This window comes from Chromobacterium sp. FG22 (genome assembly GCF_057809415.1).
In genome coordinates this window covers 80,144-97,037 of the sequence record NZ_JBMDJX010000008.1, presented here as the reverse complement: position 1 = coordinate 97,037, position 16,894 = coordinate 80,144, and the positions used below count along the sequence as shown (strand labels likewise).

The 16,894-nt window shown below is 65.9% G+C and carries 19 protein-coding genes; 11 read left to right on the top strand and 8 right to left on the bottom strand.

All coding sequences use genetic code 11. The features are described 5' to 3' along the window. Window positions 1-21: 21 nt before the first annotated feature. Window positions 22-1,278 (top strand): transcription termination factor Rho, encoded by a 1,257-nt coding sequence (gene rho, locus ACODSD_RS10180; protein WP_043591613.1) that lies wholly within the window; start codon window positions 22-24, stop codon window positions 1,276-1,278. Between the two features lie 204 nt (window positions 1,279-1,482). Next, a complete protein-coding gene (locus ACODSD_RS10175; RefSeq protein ID WP_107800235.1) occupies window positions 1,483-2,130 on the top strand; it encodes a CoA pyrophosphatase in 648 nt (215 codons plus the stop codon). Here the strand turns inward: ACODSD_RS10175 and ACODSD_RS10170 are convergent. Together ACODSD_RS10170 and nadC are read right to left on the bottom strand one after the other, a co-directional pair. Continuing rightward, complete coding sequence (locus tag ACODSD_RS10170) at window positions 2,108-3,988, bottom strand: sensor domain-containing diguanylate cyclase (protein WP_107800234.1); 1,881 nt, start codon at window positions 3,986-3,988, stop codon at window positions 2,108-2,110. The two genes, ACODSD_RS10175 and ACODSD_RS10170, sit on opposite strands and share 23 nt — an antisense overlap. Window positions 3,989-4,074: 86 nt before the next feature. Next, a complete protein-coding gene (nadC, locus tag ACODSD_RS10165) occupies window positions 4,075-4,920 on the bottom strand; it encodes a carboxylating nicotinate-nucleotide diphosphorylase (RefSeq protein WP_235089409.1) in 846 nt (281 codons plus the stop codon). A 100-nt stretch (window positions 4,921-5,020) separates the two neighbouring features. Between nadC and ACODSD_RS10160 the strand changes: the two genes are divergently transcribed. Next, entirely contained in the window at window positions 5,021-5,695 is a 675-nt protein-coding gene (locus ACODSD_RS10160; RefSeq protein ID WP_488877310.1) for an energy-coupling factor ABC transporter permease, read from the top strand. 33 nt (window positions 5,696-5,728) lie between these two features. Next, a complete protein-coding gene (locus tag ACODSD_RS10155) occupies window positions 5,729-6,109 on the top strand; it encodes an MAPEG family protein (RefSeq protein WP_107800231.1) in 381 nt (126 codons plus the stop codon). 11 nt (window positions 6,110-6,120) lie between these two features. Here the strand turns inward: ACODSD_RS10155 and ACODSD_RS10150 are convergent, their stop codons facing one another. From ACODSD_RS10150 to ACODSD_RS10130, 5 genes are all read right to left on the bottom strand, one after another. Next, window positions 6,121-6,732, bottom strand: coding sequence for an HAD family hydrolase (locus ACODSD_RS10150; protein ID WP_107800230.1), 612 nt, complete (start codon window positions 6,730-6,732; stop codon window positions 6,121-6,123). Window positions 6,733-6,776: 44 nt separating this feature from the next. Next, window positions 6,777-7,802, bottom strand: a complete 1,026-nt coding sequence (gene murB / locus ACODSD_RS10145; protein WP_488877309.1) for a UDP-N-acetylmuramate dehydrogenase — start codon at window positions 7,800-7,802, stop codon at window positions 6,777-6,779. Continuing rightward, window positions 7,799-9,205 (bottom strand): MATE family efflux transporter, encoded by a 1,407-nt coding sequence (locus ACODSD_RS10140; RefSeq protein ID WP_235089406.1) that lies wholly within the window; start codon window positions 9,203-9,205, stop codon window positions 7,799-7,801. The genes murB and ACODSD_RS10140 overlap by 4 nt, the downstream gene beginning before the upstream one ends. Before the next feature lie 138 nt (window positions 9,206-9,343). Further along, window positions 9,344-9,643, bottom strand: coding sequence for a hypothetical protein (locus ACODSD_RS10135; RefSeq protein WP_227107631.1), 300 nt, complete (start codon window positions 9,641-9,643; stop codon window positions 9,344-9,346). A gap of 327 nt (window positions 9,644-9,970) precedes the next feature. Beyond that, window positions 9,971-10,729 (bottom strand): hypothetical protein, encoded by a 759-nt coding sequence (locus ACODSD_RS10130; protein ID WP_488877308.1) that lies wholly within the window; start codon window positions 10,727-10,729, stop codon window positions 9,971-9,973. Window positions 10,730-10,932: 203 nt separating this feature from the next. Here ACODSD_RS10130 and pcnB point away from each other — a divergent pair, with 203 nt between their 5' ends. The 7 genes from pcnB (at window position 10,933) to ACODSD_RS10095 (ending at window position 16,329) form a co-directional block, all read left to right on the top strand. Continuing rightward, window positions 10,933-12,291 (top strand): polynucleotide adenylyltransferase PcnB, encoded by a 1,359-nt coding sequence (pcnB, locus tag ACODSD_RS10125; RefSeq protein WP_474456096.1) that lies wholly within the window; start codon window positions 10,933-10,935, stop codon window positions 12,289-12,291. Next, window positions 12,292-12,780, top strand: a complete 489-nt coding sequence (gene folK / locus ACODSD_RS10120; protein WP_235089404.1) for a 2-amino-4-hydroxy-6-hydroxymethyldihydropteridine diphosphokinase — start codon at window positions 12,292-12,294, stop codon at window positions 12,778-12,780. Window positions 12,781-12,794: 14 nt separating this feature from the next. After that, window positions 12,795-13,430, top strand: a complete 636-nt coding sequence (locus ACODSD_RS10115; protein ID WP_081545536.1) for a deoxynucleoside kinase — start codon at window positions 12,795-12,797, stop codon at window positions 13,428-13,430. A 205-nt stretch (window positions 13,431-13,635) separates the two neighbouring features. Beyond that, complete coding sequence (panB, locus tag ACODSD_RS10110) at window positions 13,636-14,427, top strand: 3-methyl-2-oxobutanoate hydroxymethyltransferase (RefSeq protein WP_107800223.1); 792 nt, start codon at window positions 13,636-13,638, stop codon at window positions 14,425-14,427. Between the two features lie 25 nt (window positions 14,428-14,452). Then, the gene (gene panC / locus ACODSD_RS10105; RefSeq protein WP_227107637.1) at window positions 14,453-15,286 is read left to right on the top strand and encodes a pantoate--beta-alanine ligase; all 834 of its coding nucleotides are present in this window, start codon (window positions 14,453-14,455) and stop codon (window positions 15,284-15,286) included. 22 nt (window positions 15,287-15,308) lie between these two features. Further along, window positions 15,309-15,689 (top strand): aspartate 1-decarboxylase, encoded by a 381-nt coding sequence (gene panD / locus ACODSD_RS10100; RefSeq protein ID WP_107800221.1) that lies wholly within the window; start codon window positions 15,309-15,311, stop codon window positions 15,687-15,689. 226 nt (window positions 15,690-15,915) lie between these two features. Beyond that, a complete protein-coding gene (locus ACODSD_RS10095; protein ID WP_107801915.1) occupies window positions 15,916-16,329 on the top strand; it encodes a GFA family protein in 414 nt (137 codons plus the stop codon). A 7-nt stretch (window positions 16,330-16,336) separates the two neighbouring features. Here the strand turns inward: ACODSD_RS10095 and rraA are convergent, their stop codons facing one another. Continuing rightward, window positions 16,337-16,825: a ribonuclease E activity regulator RraA gene (gene rraA / locus ACODSD_RS10090; RefSeq protein WP_488877307.1), complete on the bottom strand. Its 489-nt coding sequence runs from the start codon at window positions 16,823-16,825 to the stop codon at window positions 16,337-16,339. Between the last annotated feature and the right edge of the window lie 69 nt (window positions 16,826-16,894).

The window sequence follows — 16,894 nt, the reverse complement described above, 5'->3', positions numbered from 1 at the left end:
CCGAGTCGACCTACGGCTGCTATGCACTTATCTGATCTAAAACATCTTCATGTTTCCGAACTCGTTGAAATGGCCATTTCCAACGAGATCGACGGGGCCAACCGACTGCGCAAGCAGGACTTGATCTTCGCCTTGCTGAAAAACCAGGCCAAAAAAGGCGAGAGCATTTTCGGTGAAGGTACCCTGGAAGTGCTGCCGGACGGTTTCGGTTTCCTGCGCAGCCCGGACACCTCCTATCTGGCCGGCCCGGACGACATCTATGTCAGCCCGTCGCAGATTCGTCGCTTCAACCTGCATACCGGCGATTCGATCGAAGGCGAGATCCGCACCCCGAAAGACGGCGAGCGTTACTTCGCGCTGGTCAAGGTGGACAAGGTCAACGGCGAAGCGCCGGAGAACTCCAAGCACAAGATTCTGTTCGAGAACCTGACGCCGCTGTTCCCCACCGAGCAGTTCAAGCTGGAACGCGACATCCGCGCCGAAGAGAACATCACCGGCCGCATCATCGACCTGATCTCGCCGATAGGCAAAGGCCAGCGCGGCCTGCTGGTGGCGCCGCCGAAGTCCGGCAAGACCGTGATGCTGCAGCACATCGCCCACGCCATCACCGCCAACCATCCGGAAGCGGTGCTGATCGTGTTGCTGATCGACGAGCGTCCGGAGGAAGTGACCGAGATGCAGCGTTCGGTCAAGGGCGAAGTGGTGTCTTCCACCTTCGACGAGCCGGCCACCCGCCACGTGCAAGTGGCCGAGATGGTGATCGAGAAGGCCAAGCGCCTGGTGGAACACAAAAAGGACGTGGTGATCCTGCTGGACTCCATCACCCGTCTGGCGCGCGCCTACAACACCGTGGTGCCGGCCTCCGGCAAGGTGCTGACAGGCGGCGTGGACGCCAACGCGCTGCAGCGCCCGAAGCGCTTTTTCGGCGCCGCGCGCAATGTGGAAGAGGGCGGCAGCCTGACCATCATCGCCACCGCGCTGATCGATACCGGCAGCCGCATGGACGATGTGATCTACGAAGAATTCAAGGGCACCGGCAACAGCGAAATCCATCTGGAACGCCGCATGGCCGAGAAGCGCATTTTCCCGGCGCTGAACATCAACCGTTCCGGCACCCGTCGCGAAGAGCTGCTGATTCCGCAGGACCAATTGCAGCGCATCTGGGTGCTGCGCAAGCTGCTCTACCCGATGGACGATCTGGAGGCGATGGAATTCCTGCAGGACAAGATCAAGGCCACCAAGTCGAACCAGCAGTTCTTCGACTCGATGCGCCGCTGAGCGGAAATGCTCGCAAGAATGCCAGGCTGTCAGCCTGGCATTTTTTTTGCCCGCGTCGGCCGGCGTCGTTCAGGCGCCGGCGCGCGGGTTTTTTGTTAATACCGATGGCGGCGTCGACAGCGGGGCCGCGATTTGGCCTAAGATGGAGCAAGAACATCGCCGGCGCGTTGGCCCGGCGAGCGGATGACGGCAGGGGACAATAAAATGTGGTCGATGGAGGCGGGAGAAGCGGCCGACTGGATTGCCGGTCGGCTGTCGGCTTATGACTTTACCGGCAGGGTGGGCGATTTCAGCTTCCGGCCGGCCGACGGCGGGCTGCGGCCGGCGGCGGTGCTGGTGCCGCTGGTGTGGCGGCACGAGGGGCCGACGGTGATGTTGACCCGTCGCGCGGAGAACCTGCCGGCGCACGCCGGCCAGGTCAGCTTTCCGGGCGGCAAGCTGGAGCGGGACGACGGTTCGGCCGAGCGCGCCGCGCTGCGCGAAACGCGGGAGGAGACCGGGCTGGCGGAAAGCCATGTCCGGCTGCTGGGTCGCTTGCCGGATTATGTGACGATTACCGGCTTTGTGGTGACGCCGGTGGTGGGTCTGGTGTTGCCGCCGTTCGAACTCAGCCCGGAGCCGGGCGAGGTGGCCGAGGTGTTCGAGGCGCCGCTGCCGCTGCTGATGGATACCGGCGCTTACCAGCGCCACAGCCATCAGGGCGACGACGGCCAGCTGCGGGCCTATCTGTCGCTGGATTGGCAGCGCCACCGCATCTGGGGCGCCACCGCGGCGATGTTGTGGCTGCTGTCCGACGCCTTGGGCGTGGCCGGGCAGGAGCCGCCGCCGTTCAGATCATGTCCAGATCGTTGAAGAGGATGTTGCGGCCGGCGACCTTGGCTTCGTAGAGCAGGCGGTCGGCGCGCGCCAGCATCAGTTCCGGCGTGTCGTGCGGCCGCCAGTCGGTCAGCCCGCCGCTGAAGGTCACGCTCTGGTCCACCAGCGGGAAGCGAGTCTGGCTCAGCACCACCTGGACCCGTTCCATCACCTTTTGCGCGTCGCGCAGACGCGTGCAGGGGAAAATCACCAGGAATTCCTCGCCGCCCACCCGCGCGCTGATATCGGTGTTGCGCGTGGTGTCGGTCAGCGCGTTGGCCACCGCCACCAGCACATTGTCGCCGGCCTGGTGGCCGTGGCGGTCGTTGAATTGCTTGAAGTGGTCGATGTCGAACACCGCGATGGTCATCGACTGGCCGTAACGCTCGCAGCGGCTGATTTCGTCTTTCAGCATCATGTCGGCGTAGCGCCGGTTGTACAAATGGGTCAGCGGATCGGTGGCCGCCATTTCGCTCAGTTGCTGATTGCTTTCCTGCAATTGCTGCTCCAACTGCTTGCGGCTGGAAATATCGTAGAGCGCCACCAGCGTGGACGGCGGGGTGCGTTCGCCCAGGGGCCGCAACGAGACGATGACCCAGAGCCGGCTGTGGTCCTCCAGCTCCAGTTCCATTTCCTGATTCTCTATCTCCTGGCCGGCTTCCAGCCACTGCTCCAGCGGCTGTAGTCGAAAAGGCAGGTTGAGGATGTCCGAATCCTCCTTGGTGCCCGGCGCGCGCGGCGGCAGTTGCAACATGGCGCGCGCCAGCGCGTTGGCCCGCTGGATGCGGCGGGTTTTGGGGTTGACCAGCAACAGCGCCAGCGGCGCGGTGTCCAGGATCAGCTTCGCCTCTCCCTCGCTTTGCCGGATCAGATCGGTGCTGCGGCTCAGCAGGGTGTGCTGGCGCAGATTGGACAGATAGTTGCGCAGGGCCAGCAGCGTCATGCCGGCGATGAACAGCCAGCCCAGCAGGGCCAGCATCGCCTTCTCCTGCACCGAGCGGGTGAAATCCTTGCGGGCGAGGCCCACGGCCACTTGGAAGGGATAGCGGCCGGTCTGGCTCTGGCTGTACAGGCGGGTGACGCCGTCGATATTGGACGGCGCGCTGAATTGCGCCTGATTGCCGTCGCGGCTGAGCAGCTTGGCCGGCTGCAGCGGTCGGAATTGCCGCTCCAGTCCCTTGGGGGGCTTGGGCCAGCGCGCCACCATCAGCTGGCGTTGGTCCAGCACCAGGATTTCCCCGTGCTCGCCCACGGTGACGCGCGAGACCTCGTCCTGGAAGAAGTTATTGGCGATGACGCCGGCGGCCATGCCGATGACGTTGCCGCCTTCGTCGCGCAGCTTGCTGGCCAGGACGATGCCGTGTTGTTCGGGATTGTGCTGAGCGGCGGTGTAATTGTTTTCCGGGTCTTCGTTGCGATGCAGCCAGCGGCAGAATTCATTGTGGGGCTGGCGCACGATGGCGGCCTGGCGGCTGGTGAAGATGGCCTGGCAGGCGCTGTCTATGATTTCGATCCGGCTCAGATAGGGCGCCAGCTGCAGTTGCTGCTGCAGCTGCTGATACAGCTTCTGCTGTCCTTCCTCGCCGCTTGTGCCGGTGTGAAGCAGGGTCTGGACCTGCGGCAGCTGGCTGCTGCTTTGCAGGATCAGGCCGGCTTCGCTGATGCCGGCGGCCAGCCGTTCCGCCAGCAATTGGCTGAGGCCGTTGGCCTGGCGCAGCGCGTTTTCCTCTTCCTGGTGATAGGTGTTGAGCAGTTCCAGGGCCACCAGCGCCAGCGTGCCGAGCAGGAAGAGGATGGAACCCCAGATCGCATAGCGTGCCGGGCGTTTGTTCCGTTTGCGGAGGTTGAAGTCCATGACGCTCGTTATTGGGGGTTATGAACCAGTTATAGCGCTAGGCGGCGGAGTATGACAGGGGCCCGCCGCCGGGCCCGGACGGCGCCTCAGGCCGCGGTGAAGCGCATGGAAAGGTCGACGGCGCGGACGTCCTTGGTCAATTTGCCCACCGAAATGCGGTCGACCCCGGTTTCCGCAATCGCGCGGACGGTGTCGAAGTCCACGCCGCCGGAGGCTTCCAGCTGGGCGCGGCCGGCGGTCAGCCGCACCGCTTCGCGCATTTGCTCCAGCGACATATTGTCCAGCAGGGCCAGCTTGGCGCCGTGGAGCAGCGCTTCTTCCAGTTGCTCCAGCGTTTCCACTTCGATTTGCAGGCTGACCTCGGCCGGGGCCAGCTGTTGCGCGGCCCGCAGCGCGGCGGCGATGCCGCCGGCGGCCATGATGTGGTTTTCCTTGATCAGGATGCCGTCGAACAAGCCGACGCGCTGATTGTCGCCGCCGCCCGCGGTCACCGCGTATTTCTGCGCCAGCCGCAGGCCGGGCATGGTTTTGCGGGTGTCCAGTATCCGGGCGCGGGTGCCGGCCACGGCGTCTACGTAGCGGCGGGTTTCGCTGGCGACCGCGGACAGGGTTTGCAGGAAGTTCAGCGCGGAGCGCTCCGCGGTCAGCAGCGCGCGGGCCGGGCCGTCGATTTGGCACAGCACGGCGCCGGCGGCGACCTGCTCGCCTTCGGCGGCCAGCCATTCCACCCGGCAGCGGGGATCGACCTGGCGGAAGCATTCGTCGAACCAGGCCTGGCCGCACAGCGTGGCCGCTTCGCGCGCCGTCACCCGCGCCGCGCCGGCGCTGTGTTCGGGAATCAGCAGGGCGGTCCAGTCGCAACGGCCGATGTCTTCGGCCAGGGCGGCGGCGACCTGTTGGGCGATCAGGTGAGGGGCGGGCAAGGCGGGCATGCGGGACTCTCCAAGAAAACGTCATTGTACCCAATGGCGGCGGATTGGTGCGCGCGCTCTGGTATCATTCGAAATGGATATATAAGCCGATAGGTAGGCCATGGATTTACCCGCATCGTTTTTCCCCGACGCCGCGCTTTGGCTGAGCAACGGCGCGGCTTTGTCCTTGTTGGCGCTGGCGGCGCGGCGGGTGGCCTGGCGCGGCCTGCCCTTGCCGGCCTGCAACGCCTGGATGGGCGCCTGCGTGCTGGCGCTGGCCTTGTGGCTGCTGCGCGGCGGCGTGGCCCCCGGCCTGTCCTTCCATTTGCTGGGCGCCGGCCTGTTCACCTTGATGATGGGGCCGTGGCTGGCCTTGCTGGCGCTGGCGCTTCCCTTGCTGGTATTGGCTGTGAGCGGACAGGCCGATCCGCAGGCGCTGGGCCTGAACTATCTGAGCATGATTGTGCCGCCGGTGGCGCTGTCGGCCGCGGCGCTGCGTTTGAGCCAGCGCGTCCTGCCCAGCAATCTGTTCGTCTATGTCTTCGTCAACGGCTTCCTCGCCGGCGGGGCCGGCATGTTCGCCGCCGGCTTGTCGGGTTTGCTGGCCTTGGGCCTGGCCGGCGCCTATCCCTGGGACCAGTTGTTGGAGGAGACGCTGCCGTTCTATTTTTTACTGTCGTGGTCGGAGGCCTTCACCACCGGCTTGTTGGCGGCGGTGCTGGTGGTTTACCGGCCGGAATGGGTGGCGACCTTCGACGACGGGCGCTATCTGGGACACAGGCGCCGCTCGCCGTGAGCGGGCGGCCTTTTACACGCTAAAGGAGAAACCATGCCCTTCGCTTTATGGAGCATTTTGCTGGCGGCCTTGCTGCCCTTGATCTGGGCCGGGGTGGCCAAGGCCGGTTCGCGAGTGGACAACCACAAGCCTCGGGAGGCGATGGCCCAGGCCAGCGGTTACCGGCTGCGCGCCAATTGGGCGCAGCAGAACGCCTGGGAGGCGTTCCCGACTTTCGCCGCGGCGGTGTTGGTGGCTTGGGGGATGCATGTGCCGCCGGCGTTTCTGGACGCCGCCGCCGCGGTTTTCATCGCGGCGCGGATCGCGCACGGCTTGCTGTATCTGGCCGACCGGGCGGCGCTGCGTTCCCTGTCCTGGTTGATCGGCCTGCTGACGGTGGTGGCGATTTTCTGCAAGGCCGGCGGGGTGTTCTAGCGCGGTTAGGCCTAATCCAGCCAGCCGTTGGCGCGCAGCGCGGCCTGCACCTGGTCCAGGCCCTTGGTGTGGAAGGCCTGCCAGCCGGCGCGGCGGGCGGCGTCCACGCATTCTATATTGTCGTCGAAAAAGGCGATGCGCTGCGGGGCCGCGCCCAGCTCGTCCTGCACATGGCGGTAAACCGCGTCGTCCGGCTTGCGCAGGCCGATCAGGTGGGAGGCGAACAGCCGGTCGAAGCGGTGCAGCAGATCGAATTCGCGTTCGATCTTGCCCCAGTGCAGCGCATTATTGTTGCTGAGCACGGCCAGGCGGTGGCGTTCGCCTAGCCGGGCCAGCATCTCCGCCGCGCCGGGGTAGGCGCCGCGCAGCCAGCTGTCCAGTTGCGCGGTCATGTCCGCCGCGCCGATGTCCAGTCCCAAGTGCTCGGCCATCGCCGCGCTGAAGGCCTCCGGCGTGCAGGCGCCGGTGTCCAGTTCGGCGATCCACGGCGTTTCCATCCAGAAGCGCCGGGCCTGTTCCGGGTCCAGCTTGCCCTGGGAGAGCCGCACCAGCGGATCGATGCCGTTCCAGTCCACCAATACTCCGCCCAGATCGAATACCAGCACATCTACGCTTGAATGCATTGCTTAGCCTTTTGTCTAGGGCGCGAACGGCTCGCGCCTGCAGTTTAGAGAACGATGGGTTCCGGCTCCAGTTCCACGCCGAAGCGTTGACGGACTTCCGCGCGCACCTTGTCGGCCAGCGCGCGCATCTGCTCGCCGCTGGCGGCGCCGTAGTTGACCAGCACCAGGGCCTGGCGCGCGTGCACGCCGGCGTCGCCGTCGCGATGGCCTTTCAGCCCGCACTGATCGATCAGCCAGCCGGCGGCCAGCTTGACCTTGCCGTCGGCGGCCGGGTAGTGCGGCAGCGTCGGATGGCGCGCCAGCAGCGCCTGCGCCTGTTCCGCCGGCAGTACCGGATTTTTGAAGAAGCTGCCGGCGTTGCCCAGCTCGGCCGGGTTGGGCAGTTTGCTCGAGCGGATGCGGATCACCGCGTCGCTGACGTCTTGCGGCGTGGGCGCGGCAATGCCGGTGGCGTCCAGTTCTTGCTGGATGTCGCCGTAGCCGGTGCGCAGCCGCGGCGCGCGCGACAGGCGGAAACGCACGGCGGTGACCAGCAGGCGGCCGGCGGCCTCGTGCTTGAACACGCTGTCGCGATAGCCGAAGCGGCAGTCGGCCTTGCTTAGCGTCAGTTCGGCGCCGCCGCGCTCTAGATCGGCGCAGACGACTTGGTGGATGTGGTCCTTGGCCTCGACGCCGTAGGCGCCGATGTTCTGGATCGGGCTGGCGCCGACGGTGCCGGGAATCAGGCTGAGGTTTTCCAGGCCGTACCAGCCTTGCTCCAGGGTGTGGAGCACGAAATCGTGCCAGTTTTCGCCGGCGGCGGCCTCGACGATCACGTCCTCGCCGCTCTCCTCCAGCAGACGGACGCCGCGCAATTCCAATTTGACCACCAGGCCGGGGTAGTCGCGGGTGAACAGCAGATTGCTGCCGCCGCCCAGCCACAGCACCGGCCCGGCCCGGTAGGCCGGGCTGTCCAGCAGCGCCGGCAGCTCCGAGAGCGCGTCCAGCCGGCAGAAGTCGCGCGCGCGCGCGTCCATGCCGAAGGTGTTCAGCGATTTGAGCGGATGATGGTGGCTGAAGCTCAGGCTCATGGCGCCGGTTCCGTTTGAAGTTGTCGATGCAGGCGTCGGCGGCTTTCGCCGGCCAGGTAGCGGGTCAGGAATAGCGCGGCCACGCTCAGGCTGATCACCAGCGCGGTCCAGAAGCCGAACACGCCCATGGGCTTCTTGCTCAGCCAGTCGGTCAGGCCCAGGGTGATGCCCAGGCCCAGGCCGACGCACCAGAACGACAGGATGTGAATGATCATCGGCACCGTGGTCAGCTTGTAGCCGCGCAGGGCGCCGGAGGCGATGGTCTGGGCGGCGTCGGTCAGCTGGTAGACGGCGGCGAACAGCAGCAGGGTGGAGCCCATCGCGATCACGCGCGGGTCCGGCGTGTACATGCGCATGATGGGCTCGCGGAACAGCAGCACCACCAGCATCGCGCAGAAGGCCATGCTCAGGCCCAGCAGCAGGCCGACGCCGGAGCTGAAGCGCGCGGCGCGGTAGTCGCCGGCGCCGACGTGGTGGCCGACGCGAACCGACATCGCGGTGGCCACGCTCTGCGGCAGCATGTAGATGATGCTGGAAAAATTGAGCACGGACTGGTGAGTGGCCACCACCACGGTGCCCAGTTCGGCGATCAGCAGCGCGATGAAGGAGAACAGGCTGACTTCCACGAAAAAGGACAGGCCGATGGGCACGCCCAGCTTGAGGAAGCCGCGGTACATGCGCCAGTCCGGGCCGCGCAGCCGCTCCAGCAGCCGGAACTGGCGGAAGTTGCGGTGCCAGCTGACATAGGCGAGCAGGGCCAGGCAATTGAACCAGAACACGATGCCGGTGGCCCAGCCGCAGCCGGCGCCGCCCAGCTTGGGCAGGCCGAACAGGCCGTGGATCAGGATGTAGTTGAGCGGAACGTTCAGCGCCAGCGCCAGCAGGCTGACCACCATGATGGCCTTGGGGCGGCCCAGACTGGACGCGTAAGCGTGCAGCGCGCGGTGGGTCATCGCCGCCGGCATGCCCACGGCGGCGCCGGTGATGAAGAGCATCACCTTGTCGGTCACTTCCGGCGGCAGGTGCAGCCACAGCCGCAGCGCCGGCTCCAGCGCCATCATCATCGCCGCACCCAAGAGGCCGATCAGCAGGCCGAACCACAGGCCCTGGCGCGCGGTGTCCTTGAATTTGTCGTGCTCGCCGGCGCCCAACTGGTGGGCCAGGATGGGATTGAGCGCGGTGACGATGCCCATCAGCGTGACGTAGAAGGTGATGAAGACGCTGGCGCCCAGAGAGACGGCGGCCAGGTCGTCGGTGCTGACGCGGCCGGCCATCACCGTATCGACGAAGGCGGTGGCCACCTGGGCGATCTGGGCGATCATCATCGGCAAGGCCAGCCGGCTGATTTGACGGGCTTCCAGCAGCACGGCCCCGCGCGGGGCGCGATTGATTTCAAACAGCATGGGAGTAGGGCGGGATGGCACGGAGAACTGGCCATTATACCGGCTGCGGGGCGGGCTTGTCTTTGTCGCGCCATGACAATGGGGCGACATGGCGTGCGCCGGGAACGCAAGGCGCTCCCGGCGGCGCGGGATATGGAATCAGAAGCGCGCGGGCGGGTCGCGGCGCAGATCGCAGCTGATCAGCAGCTCGCCGCCGAAGCGGGCGTTGATGCTGAGCGCGTCCAGCAGGGAAATGTCCCGCACGGTCAGTTGTTCGCCGTTGCGGTCCAGGTCATAGCCCAGTTCACGGGCGAAATCCGCCAGCTGCTGCAGGGCGGGGGCGTCGGCCGGCGTGAGCGGAGAGGCGCTCAGGCTGCCGCAAAGGGGGCGAGGTCTTCCCACGGCGTCGAAATTGGCAAAAGAAAAATCGGTATAGCTGTCTTGCAGGCAGTCGTACATGGCGGTTCTCCAGTCGGTTCGGTCGCGGTTCGCGCGCCGGTCCTGGGTATCGCCGGCGACGCTTTAGCAGGATTTTTGGGCGCCCTGCAAGTTGTCATTAACTCGGCGCCAGCCGCGCATGCCCGAAATGGAAACGGGGCGCGGCTCATGCATCGATCCGAAGCGACGGGTCCGCTTAACTGCCTGTACGGGTAAAACAAAACCCGCCTACGACTAAGAGCGCAAGCGGGTTGACCGTTTTAACGCTTTAGCTGGCATTTGTTAAGCGCCCGCAAGCTGTGTCAAATCGGCGCATGAACGTCAGCCTATGCCTTTGGCTTTTGGCTGTCAATCCCCTTGCGGGGCGTCCGCGGGCCAGTCGGCCAGCCAGCCGCGCCAGTGCGGCTCCGGCTGCGCGACGACGGCGGCGCGCAGGCCTTGCCTACAGGCCTGGTGGGCGCCTGAATCCAGCGCGCCCTCCACCCATTGCTGGCGCAGCCACAGCAGATGGCAGCTGGCGGCCTGGCGCGCATTGTGTTCCGCGAGCGCGCCGACGTCGCCGGCGCGGTACAGTTCCCAGCGCCGCGGGCCGTTGAGCTCAGCCTCGCCGGGCAGGCCGCACAGCCGGGCCAGTTCGCCCTGCGGGGTGGCCAGCTCCGCGTGGCCGCCGCTCAGAATCTCGCTCAGCGAGACCTGGGACGAGCAGTCCGCTCCGGCGCGCAGCTGTTCCGCCAGCGGCAGGCCCAGCGCCAGCGCGCGGTGGCGCAGCACCGGCAGTTCCAGCCGCGCGCCGTCCCAGCTGACCAGCCGCGCCCGGCTGTCGCGCAGCAAGCTCAGCCAGTCCGCCAGCATCGCGGCCTCGTCGCCTGCGTCGGCGGCGAGCCCTTGGACGAGACGGGTTTGCCCATCCTGTTGCAGCACGCCGGCGATGGCGACGACGCGGTGCAAGTGGAAGGGGATGAAGTCGGTGCCGCTCTGGGCGCGGCAGCGCTGCAACACGAAATCGGCGACGTCGGCCTCCCCGATTTCGCCGTCCAGCTGGTAGAGCTGGCGGATGGCGGGCACGTTGGGAATGGTCTGGAGATGAAAGCTGAGAGTAGGGCGCACGGGAGGGGTCTTGTCGGAGTCGGCGAATCGGCAGCGATTGTATGCCTATCGCCGATGGGGGGCAATTGGCGGCCATGGGCGCTGCGATGCGGCGGGTTATGGCGGCGAATTGTATTTTCTGCAAAGAATAGGGATATAATCGCCGGCTTGACTACCTACTAGTCTTGCGAATCCTGGCATTCCAAGTCGACTATCTTCTCATAATGATCCGCAAGTTTATCCGTAAAGTACTGGACCTGCCCGCCGGCATGGGCAAGCGCCGCACCAAGGCGCGCGTGATTCCTCTGCCGCAACACGGCATCCGCCGAGACCAGCTCAGCTCCGCTGCGCTGAAAGTCACCACCCGACTGCAGGAGGCCGGTTTCGCCGCCTATGTGGTGGGCGGAGCCGTGCGCGACTTGATGTTGGGCGTGTCGCCGAAGGATTTCGACGTCGCCACCAACGCGACGCCTGAGGAAGTGCACCGGGTGTTCCGCCGCTCCCGCATCATCGGCCGGCGTTTCCGCATCGTCCACGTGATGATGGGACCGGAAACCATCGAGGTGACCACTTTCCGCGGCGGTTCGGTGGACGACACCAATGAAACCGGCCGCATCATGGCCGACAACAGCTTCGGCAGCCAGGAAGAGGACGCGCACCGCCGCGACTTCACCGTCAACGCGTTGTTCTACGATCCGTCCGACGAAACCGTCATCGACTATCACCACGGCGTCAAGGACTTGCGCGCCCGCAAGCTGGTGATGATAGGCCAGCCGGCGCGCCGTTATCAGGAAGACCCGGTGCGCATGCTGCGCGCGGTGCGCCTGGCGGCCAAGCTGGGCTTCGATATCGACGAGGCCACCCGCAAGCCGATCCGCACCCACGCCCATCTGCTGAAGAAAGAGCCGCCGGCGCGCCTGTTCGACGAAATGCTCAAGCTGCTGATGTCCGGCCAAGCCTACGGCTGCCTGAAAAAGCTGCGCGAGGAAGGCATGGCGCGCGGCGTGTTCCCGCTGCTGGACGCGGTGCTGGACGATAAGGGCGACGACCTGTTCTTGAAGCTGGGCCTGGAAAGCACCGATCAGCGCATCCGCGCCGACAAGCCGGTGTCGGTGGGCTTCCTGCTGGCCACCCTGTTGTGGAAGCAGGTGCATCAGCGCTGGCAGAAGCGCCTGAACGCCGGCGACCGCGCGGTGTACGCGCTGGCGCAGGCGATTGCCGATGTGGAGTCCGAGCAGGACAACGATTTCGCCATTCCGCGCCGTTTCAGCGTGACCATGCGCGAAATCTGGATGCTGCAGTCGCGTTTCGACAGCCGCAGCGGTCAGCGCGCTTATCGCTTCCTGGAGCAGCCGCGCTTCCGCGCCGCTTACGATTTCTTCGCCCTGCGCGGAGAAGCCGGCGAGGTGGACATGAAGCTGGTGTCCTGGTGGAATGACTTCCAGCGCGCCGACGAGGAAGAACGCGAGCAGCTGCTGGACATCGCCAAAGCCAGCGGCGAGCCGGACCCGGCCAAGAAACGCCGCCGCCGCCGTCCCGCCAATCGCCGCAAAGCCGCGGACGAGCCGGGCGGAGAGGCCTAAGTGGCGCAGGCCTTCATCGCGCTGGGCAGCAATCTCGAGCAGCCGGCGGCGCAGATCCGCGCCGCGCTGGCCGCGATCGCCGCCTTGCCCGACACCGCGCTGACCCGGCAGTCCGCCCTGTACCGCACCGCGCCGGTGGGCTATGCCGATCAGCCGGACTTCATCAATGCCGTGGCGGAAGTGGACACCGCGCTGGCGCCGCGCGAATTATTGCGCCGGCTGCTGGCGATAGAGGCCGAGTTCGGCCGGGTGCGCACCTTCCGCAACGCGCCGCGGGTGCTGGATCTGGATCTGCTGTATTACAGCGGCGTCGCCCTGAGCGACCAAGACCTGACCCTGCCGCATCCGCGCATGCATCTGCGCGGCTTCGTCATGATCCCGCTGGCGGAGATCGCTCCCGATCTGGCGCTGCCGGCGCTGGGCACGGTCGGCGAACTGGCCGCAGGGCTGGCCGATCAGGGCGTGGAGCGCCTCAAAACAACTAGCTAATAAGGAAGCGAGCGATGAGTCAATTGCGTTATGTCGTGGTCGAAGGGCCGATCGGCGCGGGCAAATCCTCTCTGGCGCGCCGACTGTCGGAATACTGGGGCGTGCGCCTGCTGGCGGAAGATCCCGCCGCCAACCCCTTCCTGCCGCGCTTCTACCGCAACTTGCCGGCCCACGGCCTATCCACCCAGCTGTCCTTCATGCTGCAACGCGCCGAGATGGCCAAGAGCATGCTGGACGGCGAACTGCTGGCCAGCCCGTTGGTGTCGGACTTCCTGTTCGAAAAAGACGCGCTGTTCGCCAAGATCAATCTGGACGAGGCCGAGCTGGCGCTGTACAAGCGCCTGGCGGGGCTGGCGATGCCCGAGCACCCGGTGCCGGATCTGGTGATTTATCTGCAGGCTTCCGAAGAGAACCTGCTGAGCCGGGTGGCCGCGCGGGCGGCGGAGTACGAAGTCAATTTCCCGGAAGGCTATCTGAAGCGCGTGCATCAGGCCTATAGCGAGTTTTTCCATCAGTACGAGGCCGCGCCGTTGCTGATCGTCAATACCGATCATCTGAATCTGGTCGACGGCGACGAGGACTTCGAACTGCTGATCCGCTGCATCAGCGAGGCGCGAGGCCAGCGCAACTATTTCAACAAGAGCGTCTGAGCCGCCGAGCGCTCAGAGCCGGTTTGCGATGATGCGAGCCAGGACGGGTGACGGCCTTGCGGCCGAGACGGCGGAAGGGCCCAGCCCCGTCCGCGCGTTTCGACGCCGCGCTCGCCGCGCGACCTTCCTGAGGCGCAGCAGATCGTAAGCGGGTTCTAGGCGTCCCGCCGGTCGATACGGACGACTGAAACGAGGAAGAACGGGCATGAAAATTACCGTCAACACCCTGCAGAAAATGGCGCAGGAAGGGCAGAAGATCGCCATGCTGACCTGTTACGACGCCAGCTTCGCCGCCTTGCTGGAACAGGCCGGCGTGGAAATTCTGCTGGTGGGGGATTCGTTGGGCATGGTGGTGCAGGGCATAGACTCCACGCTGCCGGTGGCCGAGGAGGAAATGCTCTATCACGTGCGTTGCGTGGCGCGGGGCGCCAAGCAGGCGATGGTGCTGGGCGACATGACGTTCGGCGCCTATCAGGAAAGTCCGCAGCAGGCGTTCGCCCACGCCGCCCGCATCATCCAGGCCGGCGCGCACATGGTGAAGCTGGAGGGCGGCGCCTATATGGCCGACACCACCCGCTTCCTGGTGGAGCGCGGCGTGCCGGTGTGCGCCCACATCGGCCTGACGCCGCAGTTCGTCAACACCTTCGGCGGCTATCGGGTGCAGGGCAAGAGCGAGGAAGACGCGCGCCGCATCGTCAACGACGCCAAGGCGCACGCCGAGGCCGGCGCCAGCCTGGTGCTGATGGAGTGCGTGCCGGCCGAGCTGGCGCGCGAGATCACCGAGTCGATTTCCGTGCCCACCATAGGCATAGGCGCCGGCGTCGACGTGTCCGGCCAGGTGCTGGTGCTGCACGACATGCTGGGCGTGTATCCGGGCAAGAAGGCGCGCTTCGTCAAGGACTTCATGAACCAGGCGGGCAGCATCCAGGGCGCGGTGCAGGCCTATGTGCAGGCGGTGAAGGACAAGTCCTTCCCGGCGGCGGAACATACTTTCTGATCGGCCCGGTCCAGGACATCAAGCAATGGAAATCATTCGTACCGTGGCGCAGATGCGCGCCTGGCGTCGCCAGGCGGGCAAGCTCGCCTTCGTGCCCACTATGGGCAATCTGCATGCCGGCCATCTGGCCCTGGTCAAGGCGGCGCGCGAGCGCGCCGACAAAGTGGCGGTCAGCATCTTCGTCAATCGGCTGCAGTTCGGCCAGGGCGAAGACTTCGGCGCCTATCCGCGCACCTTCGACGCCGATTGCGACAAGCTGCGCGCCGCCGGCGTGGACGCCTTGTTCTTCCCCGAGGAACAGGAGCTGTATCCGCGCGTGCGCCAGGACTTCAACGTGGAGCCGCCGAATATCCAGAACGAGCTGTGCGGCGCCTTCCGTCCCGGCCACTTCCGCGGCGTCGCCACCGTGGTGACCAAGTTGTTCAACATCGTGCAGCCGGACCTGGCCTGTTTCGGCAAGAAGGATTTCCAGCAGCTGCACGTGATCCGCGCGATGGTGGAGGATTTGAACTCGCCGATCGAGATTGTGCCGGTGGACACCGGCCGCGCCGACGACGGCCTGGCGCTGTCCTCGCGCAACGGCTATCTGAGCGCGGAAGAGCGCGCCGAGGCGCCGCGCCTGTATCGCAATCTGACGCAGGTGCGACAGCGGCTGCAGGACGGCGACAATGATTACGCGGCGCTGGAGCAGGGCGCGCGCGACGATCTGGCCCAAGCCGGCTGGACCGTGGATTACGTGGAAATTCGCCAGGCCGACACCCTGGCGGTGGCGCACGCCGGCGAAAAACGCCTGGTGGTGCTGGCGGCCGCCCGACTGGGGCGCACCCGCCTGATCGACAACATCGAAGTGTTCCGCTGATCAGCGGACGAAGGATGCAATCATGCAGCGCAATATGCTCAAATCCAAGCTTCACCGGGTAACCACCACGCACAGCGAGTTGCACTATATCGGCTCCTGCGCCATCGACGAGAACCTGCTGGAAGCGGCCGACATTCTGGAATACGAAGAAGTGCAGATCTGGAACGTCACCAACGGCGAGCGCTTCGCCACTTACGCGATCAAGGCCGAGCGCGGCTCCGGCACCATCTCGGTCAACGGCTCCGCCGCGCGCCGCGCCGCGCCGGGGGATTTGCTGATCATCGCGTCTTTCGCCCAGTACGAGGCCGCCGAGCTGAAGGATCACCAGCCCAAGCTGGTGTTCGTGGACGCCGGCAACCAGATGACCGAGGTCAAGGGCGCGACCCCGACGCAGGCGGCCTGATCCGTTTCCGGTTTCGCCAGCCAGCGGCCGCCTTAGGGCGGCCGTTGTTTTTTTGTTGCAGCACAGCATCGATTCCGGGGCCGGAGCCGGTTTATTTCGGCTTGGCGCTTGGCGCTGGCGCGGGCGGTGAATCATATTTAAAAAGCGGCGTTGTCTGGCTGCCGGCTTGAGCCGGCCCGGCAACCGCTTCCTGATCCATCGTCAATCCAGCAGCGAGGGAGGCATCATGAGCGCAGGCCAGAATCTGACCGGGGGCTGCTTATGCGGCGCAGTGCGTTACCGTTTGCGCGCCGAGCCTTACGATGTGGTGCATTGCCATTGCAAAAGCTGTCGTCGCGCCAGCGGCGCGGCCTTCGTCACCTGGTTCACCGTACGCGTGGCCGATCTGGACTGGCGCGGGGAAAAGCCGGTGCTGTATCACTCCTCGGCCGCGGTCAGCCGCGGTTTCTGCCCGCATTGCGGCTCCACCCTGACGTATCGCCATGAGTCGGACCCGGAGGAGCTCGACATCACCGTGTCCTCGCTGGACCACCCGGAGCGGGTGGCGCCGGCCGGCCATATCTGGTGGGAGCAGCACCTGCCCTGGGGCAGCCCCGCCGCGCAACAGGAACTGCCCGTCTATCAACGCAGCGAGGCCTGAGGCGCGGTCACTTGGTTTGATGCAGCGCGCCGGGGGAGACCACCACGCCGTCTTCGTCGGCGTACAGCCAGTGCCCGGGGCTGAAACGCGTCTGGCCGAACTCCACGCTCAGATTGCGCTGGCCTTCGCCGCGCTTCACCGATTTGCGCGGGTGGGTGCCCAGCGCGCGTATGCCCAGCGCCAGCTTGTTCAGGGCGGCGGAGTCGCGGATGCAGCCGTTGATCACCACGCCGGCCCAGCCGTTGGCCACCGCCAGCACGCCCAATTGGTCGCCCAGCAGCGCGACGCGCAGCGAGCCGCCGCCGTCCACCACCAAGACCTTGCCGGCGCCGTGCTGACTCAGCGCCTCCCGCACCAGGCTGTTGTCCTCGAACAGCTTCAGGGTTTCGATGCGGCCGAAAAATCGGGCCTGGCCGCCGTAGCGTTGCAGCGAGGGCGTCAATACCTGCAATTGTTCGTCGAACTGATCGCATAGATCGGCGGTGTGAAAGTCCATGACGGCTCTCCTGTGGCGGACGCGAAAGCTCAATCCTAACAGCGCGGGCGGTATGCCATCAAAATGAAA